This window comes from Vibrio penaeicida (assembly GCF_019977755.1).
GTDB classification, from domain to species: Bacteria; Pseudomonadota; Gammaproteobacteria; order Enterobacterales; family Vibrionaceae; genus Vibrio; species Vibrio penaeicida.
Genome location: NZ_AP025146.1, coordinates 214,602 through 227,190, shown reverse-complemented (window position 1 = coordinate 227,190; position 12,589 = coordinate 214,602). Strand labels below are relative to the sequence as shown.

13 protein-coding genes are annotated in these 12,589 nt (G+C 40.9%); 10 read left to right on the top strand and 3 right to left on the bottom strand.

Annotated features, from left to right (window positions below; translation table 11 throughout):
• The first annotated feature begins 116 nt into the window (after window positions 1-116).
• Window positions 117-818 carry a hypothetical protein gene (locus tag LDO37_RS29930; protein WP_126606177.1) on the top strand — a complete coding sequence of 234 codons (702 nt, stop codon included), beginning with the start codon at window positions 117-119 and terminating at the stop codon, window positions 816-818.
• Window positions 819-910: 92 nt separating this feature from the next.
• Here LDO37_RS29930 and LDO37_RS29925 read toward each other — a convergent pair whose 3' ends face one another.
• Window positions 911-1,867 (bottom strand): hypothetical protein, encoded by a 957-nt coding sequence (locus LDO37_RS29925; protein ID WP_126606176.1) that lies wholly within the window; start codon window positions 1,865-1,867, stop codon window positions 911-913.
• Between the two features lie 417 nt (window positions 1,868-2,284).
• Between LDO37_RS29925 and LDO37_RS29920 the strand changes: the two genes are divergently transcribed.
• The 9 genes from LDO37_RS29920 (at window position 2,285) to LDO37_RS29880 (ending at window position 11,366) form a co-directional block, all read left to right on the top strand.
• Window positions 2,285-2,770 carry a hypothetical protein gene (locus LDO37_RS29920; protein WP_022615063.1) on the top strand — a complete coding sequence of 162 codons (486 nt, stop codon included), beginning with the start codon at window positions 2,285-2,287 and terminating at the stop codon, window positions 2,768-2,770.
• A 28-nt stretch (window positions 2,771-2,798) separates the two neighbouring features.
• Window positions 2,799-3,131, top strand: a complete 333-nt coding sequence (gene traA / locus LDO37_RS29915) for a TraA family conjugative transfer protein (RefSeq protein WP_126606175.1) — start codon at window positions 2,799-2,801, stop codon at window positions 3,129-3,131.
• A 74-nt stretch (window positions 3,132-3,205) separates the two neighbouring features.
• A complete protein-coding gene (locus LDO37_RS29910; protein ID WP_126606174.1) occupies window positions 3,206-5,737 on the top strand; it encodes a TraC family protein in 2,532 nt (843 codons plus the stop codon).
• A 125-nt stretch (window positions 5,738-5,862) separates the two neighbouring features.
• The gene (locus LDO37_RS29905; RefSeq protein WP_126606173.1) at window positions 5,863-6,282 is read left to right on the top strand and encodes a hypothetical protein; all 420 of its coding nucleotides are present in this window, start codon (window positions 5,863-5,865) and stop codon (window positions 6,280-6,282) included.
• A 2-nt stretch (window positions 6,283-6,284) separates the two neighbouring features.
• Window positions 6,285-6,806: a S26 family signal peptidase gene (locus tag LDO37_RS29900; RefSeq protein WP_126606172.1), complete on the top strand. Its 522-nt coding sequence runs from the start codon at window positions 6,285-6,287 to the stop codon at window positions 6,804-6,806.
• Between the two features lie 11 nt (window positions 6,807-6,817).
• The gene (locus LDO37_RS29895) at window positions 6,818-8,122 is read left to right on the top strand and encodes a TrbC family F-type conjugative pilus assembly protein (protein ID WP_126606171.1); all 1,305 of its coding nucleotides are present in this window, start codon (window positions 6,818-6,820) and stop codon (window positions 8,120-8,122) included.
• A complete protein-coding gene (locus LDO37_RS29890) occupies window positions 8,119-9,321 on the top strand; it encodes a TraU family protein (protein ID WP_126606170.1) in 1,203 nt (400 codons plus the stop codon). Before LDO37_RS29895 ends, LDO37_RS29890 begins: the two co-directional genes overlap by 4 nt.
• A gap of 313 nt (window positions 9,322-9,634) precedes the next feature.
• Window positions 9,635-10,108 (top strand): ECF-type sigma factor, encoded by a 474-nt coding sequence (locus tag LDO37_RS29885; RefSeq protein ID WP_126606169.1) that lies wholly within the window; start codon window positions 9,635-9,637, stop codon window positions 10,106-10,108.
• Between the two features lie 31 nt (window positions 10,109-10,139).
• The gene (locus LDO37_RS29880) at window positions 10,140-11,366 is read left to right on the top strand and encodes a hypothetical protein (RefSeq protein ID WP_126606168.1); all 1,227 of its coding nucleotides are present in this window, start codon (window positions 10,140-10,142) and stop codon (window positions 11,364-11,366) included.
• A 165-nt stretch (window positions 11,367-11,531) separates the two neighbouring features.
• Here LDO37_RS29880 and lepB read toward each other — a convergent pair whose 3' ends face one another.
• On the bottom strand, window positions 11,532-12,212 hold the full coding sequence (gene lepB, locus LDO37_RS29875) for a signal peptidase I (protein ID WP_126606167.1): 681 nt from the start codon (window positions 12,210-12,212) through the stop codon (window positions 11,532-11,534).
• Entirely contained in the window at window positions 12,212-12,583 is a 372-nt protein-coding gene (locus LDO37_RS29870; protein WP_126606166.1) for a hypothetical protein, read from the bottom strand. Before LDO37_RS29870 ends, lepB begins: the two co-directional genes overlap by 1 nt.
• Window positions 12,584-12,589: the final 6 nt, after the last annotated feature.

Genomic DNA, 12,589 nt, shown 5'->3' with positions numbered 1-12,589 from the left:
TATCTTCACTCCAATGACAAGTTTTGGGTACTTATTCTTTAACCTGCAGCCAAGTTGGTTTGTGGGTTGCTTCCTTTGTGCATTGTGCCTGACCTTTACCCAAAGGAGTAAAGCTGATGTTTAAATTTTTCTTATCTTTGGTGCTTCTATTACCGTTGGGATCTTATGCCAATGATGAAAATAGGGAGCTCGGAACTTATACCAAAATCGTTCATGCAAAATTCATTTCGGTGAACACAAATCAGACTCTTACACTTCTAATGGAGGGTAAAGAGTACCCAGTTAAAATCGCCTATCTAAGAATACCGGTTAAAGGTGAACCCTACTATGAAGCAGCATCATCGGTTATTGAGGCGTATTTTAAAAAATCCCCGTGGGTGCAGGCGCACCTAACTGGTCAAAAGTTTTTTAATGGCACTATAGCGGCATTTATCAATGATTCTTCAAATGTAAACCTGAACGCAATTCTATTGGCCGAGGGTCTAGCAATTACATCTAATGACGCTCTTATGCAGGAGGACCTGCTAGCTATCAGTAGGAAAGCGGCGAATATGAAGAAAGGAATCTGGTCTTCTGAAGCGGCATACAACAAGCTTACTGTGAATCCATTTTTGTCTGATATTCAAAAATTCAAGCGTGATACAGATATGGCTATGAGCGTTGCCGACAAATACGTTGTCGTTGATGTAGAGAAAAGGCTTTTCTATCCTGGGGTTTGCTATCCACTATTCAAAATGAAAGGTCGCAAAGTATCTATCTACATTGATATTCAAAGACTGAAAAATTTGGGTTACAAGGAGGTTTCTCGTTGTGACTGAATGATTAGGCCAAGATAGCAGCCTTGGCCTATTTTAAAACGTATATGTAAAGGCCCTAAGATATAGAGAGCCAGTTCCATTAATTTGATTTTTTACAAATAAGGTGTCGTTTGGGTATGGGTGAACTCGAGCATTGACTGTTCCATATAGTCGTCCCAGAAATACAGTTTTTCAATGTGACCACTGCTTTCGTGCCCGTCAGGGTCAAGTAGGAGGCTGTTGATTGGGTTTCCAATAACAACGATTTGTCCTGTTTTGCCTACTTCAAACACAGCCAAGATTGAAATGATGGCTGTTGCCTCTTTTCCAACCAAGCTTTTGGCTTCATTAGGCGTCGCTCTTACGTATTGCTCAAGGCCACGTACATAACCTGCATTGCCAATTCTAAAGAAGTGATCTAGCCACTGAGCGTTTTCTCGTTTGTCCGTTGAAAAATACTCACCATTAGCATGTTCTGGTAAGTAAATTCCAGTTGGAGTACGGAGGTTGTAGAAGTAGCTAGTTTTTTCGTTCTTGGTATTTTCAGCATCGACCTCTTTGGTACTACTCAGTGAAGCGATCGTGACGCCCTTTAGTGCAAGCTCGTTCCATTTTGCAAAGTTCATGTAAGTAGAAGTATGCTCAGCCCATAGTCCACTTGTCATTATCACGGTAACGTCGTAATCCTGGGTGTTGCCTTTCTCTTCAAGCTTCACGCTGTTAAATGGTACACGAAAGGCATCGAAATCACCCTCATACATATCCTCAGTAAGCGTAATGTTGAACTTAGCGAATGTTGGCTTACCAGCGAGCTGCGCTTGTTGGGTAGCTATCGAACCGAAGACTTGATTGCGGTACTCAGCGCGGCCAATCGTAAAATCATCGGCAAGGTTAATCTTTGCGTGGTTATTCATTATTGAGCGAGCGTACTTCGCGGTTAATTGCGGTGAGCTAGTCAGGGCTTCTTGTTTATATTCGGCATCGCTTTTGTAGGTTGATTGACAACCAAAACTAAATAGAGCCGTCAGGGTAATGAAGAGTGGTCTTGCATGTGTAAAGAGTCGGTCCATATCACTAGTCCTTTCGTGTGAGTAACTACAGGTTAACGGACTTTTTTAATGGCGTTTATTTTTAATAATGAAAGTTCGACGTAGATAAAACTGTTGAAATTTTAAGGCTTCGTAATTGAAGCCTTTAGTTTTTGCTGTGTACTTGGAAAACCCAGAAAAGCTCCATCGGCCAACCAATTCCCTTACTCAGTTTTGGTTAAAGATAGCGTTCAATTGTCCTACATCTTCCAGAATTCAAGCCCCAAAAGATGCACCATAATGGTGCAAAAATGACTTGCAGTACGACATAAGTTATAAAAGTTCAACTTTAAAATAGTTTATCTTTCATGAACTTAGTTGCTCCGTACTGCGGCTGGTTTGTCAGCAACGAATATTGGTTCGCTTATATAGTCACTAGCGGAAAAAAGGAGAATTACGATGAACGTTAGAACACTAGTCTCTACATCAATTGCAGTTTCAGTAATCGGCTTATCAGGTTGTACTGTGGTAGGTTCCAGTGAGCCAATTTGTGACGGTGATTACGTAACAGGCGTGTGTACTAACAGTGAGAATGCTTTAAATGTTATCGAAGCGGACAATGTGGACGCTTACGTAAGCCAGCATGGTGATAGCAGCATTTCTGAAAGCGAGTACCGAGCAGGAACTCGTATTTCGAAGTACGACACTGTTATCCCAGCAGTTCCAGTTGGGTCAACCATGACTCAACCACTTCATGAGCCTAAGCCCGTCTTACAGACACCTTCTGTCATGTATGTGGTTGTAGCTGCCTGGCAAAGCAAGGCTGGATACCTTAATTATCCATCGACTCATCTCATCGAAATCGCTCCAAAAAACCGTTGGTCATTCGGCGTTAAGGATGCAGTGAAGTTTGAAGCTTCATCGCCATTCTCGGTCGTCAAGTAATCAATTATCTAACATGGAAGATTTCCTTATGAAACTTATGACAAATGCAAAAAAAATCATGCTAGCACTAGCTCCAGTAACAGTAGCGGGTAACGCGGCAGTAGCTTACGCAGTTGGTACTTCTTCAGGTGCTACAGACGGTACTGCGGAACTAGACAACCTATTGGCTATGCTGATTGCTTGGCTTGACGGTCCTCTAGGCGTTCTAATCTCGATCGCAGCTCTAATGGTTGGCTTAGGCGCAGGTATCATGAACCAGTCAATCGTGGCTGTAGTAATCGGTATCGCTATCGCTGCAATCGTTCAGTACGGTTCAGACATCATCCAAGGTGTCGCTGGTGAAGCAACAGCAGCACTTTAATCCTAAGTGATGTGCGAATTGCAGTCTCTAAATGAGGCTGCAATTTGTCGTTTTTGTAAATTAGGAGAGAGACGATGAAAGAGTACAACGCAAAAGCTAAAAAACTACTTGAGCGCAATGAGATCGCAAACATGATGGAAGTGCGGTCTTTTGAACAAGATAAGAAACTGTTTTATATCCACAATAATGACAAAAACAGTCATCTTGGTGCGATGTGGATTTGTAACCCAGTATCTGGGGTAGGTGAATCAACAATCAAAATACTTGAGAGTAGCCTTGCAACTGATTATCCCCAAGGCACCTTCATTTCCTTCCACTTAATCTCTAGTCCGCTCATTCAACCACTACTACGTCATTATCGTACAGCCCGTGAAAACGTAATTAATGACACAAGTGACCCTGATAAAGCTAAGCTCGTTAAAATCTTTGTTGAGAACCGAATTGCGTTCTTGGAGAAATTCACGAAAGAGCGAACGAAAGATGAGACCAAGCTTACTCTCAATGATAAGTTCGTAATCGCTACTATTAAATTGCCTTGTGCGTATCTTCCGACTGAAGATGACATTTCATTTGCTCAAACTCAATGTTATTCACTTGAACAGACACTTGATTCATTAAACCTATTACCTCAACGCTTAGATCAAAAAGATTACCTTGGGGTTGTGCGCTCGCTCGTGAATATTGGTGAGTACCCAAATGTTGATTACGACCCAAATCGTACACTTAATGAGCAAATCTTTAGCTATGAAGATGAACTTGAAATTCAGCGTGACAAAGTCATTCTGAATGATCGTCACATTAAATCTCTTTCTGTTCATTTTTACCCAGAGCAGACATTGCTGCCTGTTATGTCTAATGTTTTGGGAGACAAGAATGGTTCACAAAACCAAATTACTTGTCCCTTTATGTTATCGACCACGATTTACTATCCAGAGCAGCATTCAAAAATTGGTAGCATCACAAAAAATGCTAACTCGCTGAGCTATCAGTCCACCAGCAACCTGGCGCGCTTCTCTCCCATTTTAAAATTGAAAGACCAAGGGTATCAGCACTTACTAACTGAGGTTCAGAAAGGCGGCAAGGTCGTACAGTGTTGGACAAACATCCTTCTATTTGGCAAAGACGATAAAGAGGCCACTGAACAAGCTCGTCAGGCCAAAAACTGGTTTGAGGTTTGTAACTTCAACCTGAAAGAAGATGTGATGTTTAACGGGCCTGCTTTTCAGCAGCAGCTTCCTTTTAACTGCAGTGTTGAGATGGTTGGACTATCTCGACGATTCCATACAATGACTTCCAAAATGGCCGCTCACGTATTGCCGGTTGTAGGCGATTGGAAAGGGAATGGCATTGGTGCCAATGAAATCTTCTTTTCTCGAAGAGGCCAGGTTCAGCTGTGGTGTCCGTTTGATTCGGAAACAAACATGAACGGATTTATTTCAGGAGACTCAGGCGCAGGTAAGTCCGTATTCTCTCAAGGCATTGTGTTTAACCTTTGGAGTCGAGGAACGATGATTCGCATTATTGATAGCGGTCGTTCCTATTTAAAACTAACAAAGATGGTTAAGGGGGAATTCATTGAGTTCTCAGGCGCCAGCCGATTAGTCATTAACCCTTTTTCTGATATCAAAGACATTGTAAAAGAAATGCCCCCATTGTTAGGTGTACTTGAACAAATGTGTGCTCCGAAAGAAGGGTTAACGGACTTTCAAATTCGAATGTTAGAGAAATACACCATGCGTGTATTCCAAAAATTCGGCAATGAAATGACTATCACCGATCTTGCCGAAGCATTAGGTTGTGCGAAAAATGAAAAGATTTCTGATAGCGATGACGTCATATTGAATATGGAGCTAGATGATTATCACCTTTCTCAAATCCATAAAATGGGTCACCAGTTTTTCGCATTTACACGTCACGGACTATATGGACGATTCTTTGATGGTAAGTCCAACTTAACAATGTCTGGTGATTGGTCTGTGTTAGAACTTGATGACCTTCGTGATTTACCTGAGCTTCAGACAATCGTTCTCATGATGCTTATCATCAAGATGAATCGCGATTACTACCTTGCCGATCGCTCTATCATGAAAGCACTTATTGTTGATGAGGCATGGCGATTCTTGGGTTCTGAAGGGTCAGATATTGAGAATAGTGAGCGAATTCAGAAATACATTATTGGTTCGTTCCGACTCTTCCGAAAACTTAACTCAAGTATAATCATCATCACCCAAAGCCCGCTTGATTTAGCCCCTGATGGGAATAGTCCAATTATTCAAAATTCTGCAAATATCATAATCCTTAAGCAAAAAGAATCGACGTTTAAAGTGCTTGAACACAACAGAGTCCTTTCAATTGGGGATCATGACTACCAGCAGTTAAAAACCGTCACTACGGTCATGGGTAAGTACTCTGAAGCGTTTATTTATACTTCAGGTCGCGGTTACGGCATTTGTCGCTACATCTTAGATCGATTCACGCAGTTGTTAACGACAACTCATGCAAAAGAGCAAAGTGGAATAGATCGATTCATTGACCAGGGTATGTCAGTAGGTGATGCAATATACAGCTACATGAAAGCTGAGGGCTCCCTCGATAATGCGGCTTAACATCTAATTAAGACAGATTTCGAAATAATCAAAGTCGGGCGATCACTCTCTCTCCTAATCGTCCGGCTTTTTCGTTTTTGGTTTTCGCTTATAGGTAGCGAGATACAAAAAATGGAGGTCTCATTATGTCTAAGTCGATCAATCTTGGCCAACTAGCTTTATGTGCAATCATCGGTGTTGTGAGCGGCGCGGGGTCCGCAATAATTACTACAGACTCGATGCTGAAAGAGCAGCCTGAGATCAAGTTAGTAGATATCAAAAAAATCACTGGCGCACAGATTCTATCCATTGAAGAAAAATTCAAGAATCAAGGTGTAATCAATCCTGAAACAGTGCAGCTATTCGGTCAAAAGGCAGCGGCTGATATGTTTATTGCTATCAATGAAATTGGCGGCAACGATTTCATCCTCTCTAAATCGCAAGTAGTGAACTTCCCCGAGAACTCTGAAATCACGAATGAAGTGGGCAATAAGTTAGGTTTGGACTTATCGAACACTGAACTAAGTGAAGCGATTAATCAGCTCAAAATTCAAAGCGGGAAATAGCTATGGGTAATGTCCAGATTAATTGGGCCTTAGCAGTTCGACTTTTTATAGGTATTGCACTAGGCCTGGTTTTCTTGTTTGGCTTGAATCAGTTCGCAAAGTCAGGTCGTTCGATAGCGATAGATACCCAGACACTCGTTAAGTGCTTACCGTTTTCACTGAGTTTGTTTGAGCCACTAAGACAAACAATTTCGAAAGGTGACATGGTCAGTATTGACCACAGTAATTTGTCTGGTGGGTTTAGAGAAACGACATCGAACAAATTATTGAAAATCGTAGTTGGGGTCGAAGGGGACATTGTCTCTAGGAGAGGGAATTACATCTACGTGAACAATAAAGTCATGGGTGAATACCATTCAAAAGATCCTGCGGGATTTAGTGCCTACCTAGCTGATACCCAAAAAATTCTAATTGGTGCTGGCGAGTATTGGGTTATGGGGTCTTACAAGGCTGCTTCTGACTCACGATATGTCGGTCCTGTAAAACACTCAGAGTTCGTGGAACACGCTACTCCATTAATTTAAAGGTAAATGATATGCCAAAATACATATTGTTTCTTGTATGCTTTTTCACCTCGTTTTATCTATCTGCTAATGAGCCGAATCTTGAACAGGTATCGGCTTGTATCGTGGTTGATGGTGAACGTAAGTGCACTGTTGGCGAGATGGAGTTAGATCCTTCTGATGAAAAATATCGGAAGGGATTAGAGCAAGCAGCTGAAATCATCTCTCAAGAAACTCGAATCAAAGAAGTAGATAGCCTAGCAAGCAGCATTGTGAAGGATGCCTTACCTGGAAAGAATGTAAGCCCAATAAAAGCCAAAGACGTCGAAGACTTAAAGCAATTCACATCGTTTAACGAGCCATTGTCTAAAGACTTCTGGAAGCTAGCTCATAAAGCAGGCCGCTTGCTCGACAAAGCGATTGTAAAAAAACAAAAGACTGGTAAATACGGCGATATTTCAGGCTTCATTTTTATTTCAAAGTCTATCCCTAAGAACGATCTTGAATCTCTAATCTATGAAGTAGCTCAATCAAAAAGAAGAATTTCGTTTGTAATTCGAGGCGCCGAGCCTATGCGATACGCTGAAACTCTACGTCACTTCATTTCGATTGATAAATCGATTGTCGGCCGCCTAATGGTTGACCCTACGTTGTTCAACAAATTGAATGTTACAGAGGTACCTACGTTTATCATCAAAAACTCAAATGATGAGTGGCAGCGAACTAGCGGCAATGTCTCTCTTTCTGCAGCTGAAGAGCATTTTAAAGATGATAAAGTTCTTAAAAGACTTGGGAAAGTTTATGACATAGAAGAGCCCGACTTGATCGCTCTAATGAAAGAAAGAGCAGGAAAAGTTGACTGGGAAAAGTGGATGCTTGAACAGACTAAACAGATTTTAACGAATCGGTATGAGTCTGGGTTAAAAGTGGCCTCTGAACCACAATCGCTTCTTATCGACCCTCGCTACCAAATCAAGAAAGATATCGTACTAAGGGGGCAGACTTTCGCTAAACAAGGTCAGTGGATTAATCCTCTTGAGATCCAACCTCTATCCAAATGCTACGTTGTTGCTGATTTTTCCAATAGCGACCACTTGAGAGCCGTAGATAAACTAGTTGAGGATTGTTCAGGCATAACAGCACTAACTGTTAATCAACCTGATTATGATAATCAAATTCCGAACTTGGTTTCGAAATACGGTGAAATTAGAAATATCGACCCTCTCATTATCAAGCGCTTCAAGCTTATTGAAGTGCCAGTGGTGGCAAGACAAGAAGGCTTATCCATACGTCTTACCACACTACCTCCAATTGAAGAAAAGGAGACGATTAAATGAAGATTCTTAGCTTTATATTATCGGCAGTACTGTATGCATTTTCTATCAGTCCTTCCTATGCCAGTACAACGGCCAATTTTGAAGACTTTGATTGTCCAGATGCCGAAATATTTCAAAACTTAATTTCGGATTTTTGCTGGTCTTGTATGTTCCCAATCTACATTGGTGGAGTGAAGATATTTGGCGATTCAAATTACGCGCCAGACGACGCTGCAGATGATATGTTTTGTGCTTGTAGCGGTGACATACTCAAAGGGGAACTACCTCAAGTGGGCATCACAACATCGATGTGGTACCCAAGCATGCTATTTGAAGTTGTAGCCAAACCCTATTGCTTTCCTAGTTTGGCTGGCGCCCGCTTTGGGGATTTCTCTGGAATGGTTAGTAAATATAACCAGGGGAATGAAGGAAGTGAATCAAGCGCGAGGGAAGGGGGGTCGGTATCCAAAGCTTCCTATTCTTGGCATCAATATACGTTTCCAGTGACTGAGGCGTTAGAGCTGTTTGAAGCTCCGGGCTGCTCCTATGATAAATCTGGCTTTATGTCAGTCACATGGATGTCAGAAACCTTAGCTCCATGGTATGACTCCGAACTTGCAATGTACATATCGCCTGAGAGCGTATTGTTTGCCACACCTTTGACCGATTTGGCTATGATGATGGACTGTACCGTTACGACTGCTGATCAGCCTATGGATGAGTCTTTTTGGACGGCAGGTTGTTGGGGGCCTATGTACCCTTTAACTCGCGATGTTGGCGGAACGGACGATAAAGTTAGGAACAAGTCATTAGCGGTATCTAGAGCTCTTTATTTTTTAACTCGTATGGGTTTTCAAGATAGAACGATGGGTAACGACGCAGTATGCAAACCACAACCAATGACGACATTGAAAAAATCGATGTATAGAGTACAGCAGATGTGGCCGCAGCCAGAAGGCGAGGCGAAGAGCGTTTTCTGTCAGGACCCTACTGCTTGTAACAATACAGGTAGTGAAATTACTAACCCGCCGAGTGACGATTCAGATCCATCCAATCCAAATGCTTGGAATAGAGTTGAAATGCACTCGATAAATGAAACCTGTTGCCATGATATAGGCGATCATACTTTCACTTGGGGTGTTTGGCGCGACTCTGTTCAAAGTAGCTTTGCTGTTTACTCAATTTTTAAATGGAAGGATTGTTGTGTCTCATTTTTGTAAATATATCAATGAGTTATAGTGATAGTTCGAGCATTACTATTTGTTGAGACTTTTTGAAACATTCTAAAGAACAAGAAATTGTTCTTTTTTTTGTTTTTTTCTTTTTAAAAAAACCAACTGATTGTTATATAAAATGCATTCTCAATTTAAACAGGAACTTAACAGGTTCAATTGGTGATCTGTTGCTTTCTTTTGAGTTAAAAATTAACAATTTTATTTCGGAACACTGTTAAATAAAGTATCTTTTAAAAAAAAGAATACTTGTCGGCTATGCTTTACGTGTCAACCTTTCTGTAAAGATTGGAGGTTGATTATGTTCGACAAACTCAGAACTGAATGCAAAAACAACATAAATCGAATGTGGTTTCTGTCTGCTTGGGATAAAGAAGATCTAACTCAGCACATGGAACTATGCATTCTCGTGGCTAGTGAAGAGATGGCTCGGAATGTCGATTTTCGTGTTGAACACGTAAAATTGTTTACTGTGCGTGAGGTTAACAATCTATCGGCGCGCATTCGAAAACAATCAAGTACGATGTACTCTAATACTATTGATGACGAAGAACAATGGCAATCAGAGGGAAACAAACTGACTACCAGCGACGCCATTTCATTAGTTTCTCTTCACCAAGCTTTAATGCAAATAAAAAACAATTGTCGTGGTGATACGCAAAAAATGGAAGCATATGGCCTATACCTCGAAGGTTACACAGTACGAGAGATAGCGGAAAAGCTTTCAATGTCTAAATCAACGGCAAACAGAATCATTACTCAGTGCTCATTGTGAGGAGCACTTGATTTAATTGGAGTTTCATTAAGTGATAGATTTTCTGATTACCGAAAATGGCTTATTGATAAACCTTCATTGTGTCTTGTGGTCGGACTATAAAGAGAAGTTTGAAAACTTCCATAACCAAGATAGTACGCCTGAATTCTATATCGCTATCGAAAATGAACGCATTCCTCTTGAGGAGTATGTGACTAAGATGATAGGCGAGACGCATACTCGTTGTAAGGTAATGATGGGGGATAACTTCATCAATAACTACATGAGTGAGGACCTGGATTTCTGGCAAGAAGAGGAAGCTCGGCTTGGTAATCAGAAACCATTGGTAGATTTGATATTAAAGGGGGGCTGCGAACCCCTAGATTCAAACTACCATGTCGATAGCCACAAATACTACTGTAACGCTATCTATCCGATTTTGATTAACTTCGAATCTGTAAGTGAACGCAGTAGGGCAGTTACAGAAAATCGATATGTAAATTGGATTGTAAGAAAACTCCTCGGCAATATTCGAATCGAATATAGAAACGCACCTTCTAATGTAGATTCGTATGTAGTTGGAATGGCGTCGAATGATTTAACAGTTGATCAAATCGAAGGCTTAGGTCCCTTTGCTGCCACTTTAAAGAATCTAATTCATAAAAAAACGAATCAAGTCCATAGACCTCTTCATTACCTGGTTGCTCGTAAAGGGGATGAGTTTGTCATGCCCTATGTATCATTGATGACGTTCCAGAAAGTTATGCTTTCTGAAAACATCGATGTAGTAATGAACTCCTTTTTAAAGTATCTAAGAAGCTTCTTTTACCTTTCTGACATGATTAATGTAATTGGCTATCGACTTCATGTAGTCAAGGGTTCAATGGCTGAACTTCAGAATGGTTATACGGAGGGTGAGATTAGTTCGAAGATTGGTACAACCCAAAATTTACCGGATTTATCTTACGAGTATTTGATTAGGCCCAATAGACAGGTCGATCCTAACGACCTGAGTATCCCGACAAGTAACGTTTTGATATCTGACCCTAACGTTGGTCGATTTGGGATTATTAGAACGTGCTACGATGATAACAAAGTGCCTATTTGGAAAACGTTGCACTACCCAACAACGAGAAACGGCTACATTGAACTTACTGCGCTCACAAGAAAGATTGATTCATTGATTGGTGAGGGAAACACCAAGTTCACTTTGCGACACTTAGACCTATTAGATGCGCCGCCAGAAGCTCTAACGGCATTAATAACTAATGCAGATTAGAAGTTTTTAATTTTCTAATTTGGATTCGCAACGCGTGGCATTTTTGTAACGATTTGAATTTGATTACCCAGATTAAAGGGCTCAAAAGGGTTATCAAAAAAAAGGTATTTGAATCAGACAATGATATTGAGAGCGTGCTGTTCATGAAGTGAACAGCACGTTTTTTTATATAGCTCTACCAACGAGTAGTGAGTTGCTTATGGCACCCATTTGTCTAGAGTCACCGGAGTAATCGAGGTTGGTGCCTAGAACAAATATACCACCGGAGGGAACGATCACCTTTATTGGGGTAATTGGTTCACCGGACTTTTTCAAGAAGGTGTGTTCGAAACCATTCAGGTTAATCTTGTACCGATCAAATACATCGCTTTCTTCTTTTGAAATTTGATACTCAATTGTGCCTTTCTCTTTTTCAAATGGGTAAAAATGAGAGTCTACTGTAATGCCTTTCTGCTCCAATTTCACGGATTGAAGTTCGTTCGCAATCAATACTTTAACGTAGTGAATATCAGTATTGATTGGGAACTTCATCACAACGGTTTCACCTATTACGGGTTTACTGTGTTGGGTGCTTCCCAACAGATAGTCATACCTGTAAGCCGTCTTATTAACAAAGAAGCTATCTCCTATCGCGATACTAGGAAGCATTGAGCTAGAGGGTACGATCATGCGGTCAATACCAACTTCTATGGTAACCCATAAGCCAAGAGTCAAAGGGGCGTTTAGAGCTAGAAAACTGCCTGCCCACCCCATTTTCTTAGAGCCTAAAAATTTTCCATAGGTAAAGTGGTAGAACAACGCAAGAGTACCAGCAACGCTGATACTCAATAAGTAAAGGCTTAGCATTATGAATTTACCAGTAGGTCATGGGCTGTTTCCATCACATGGGTAAAGGACGGTGAATGGATGTATTCATCGATTTTTGAATCGGTACTTAGATCATGTGTCGCGACAGAATTGATGACGTTTTCAGAAATCAAGAAATTGTTAGCCAGTTCTTCTTCGTAGAATTCTTCATAATAATTATTGGAAAAACAGATACTGACACCCATTTGGCGAACGTAATCATTGCGTTCAACTCTAGTAACAACACCAATGAGGTTATCAACGATTCGATGGTGGCCATTGAATCCTTTTGTGACAACGATTAAACCAATTTTGAAAGCCGCCTTGATTGCGTCTTCCTTTTCAATTCGTTCTTTAGTGAACTGGTCCATGGTAGG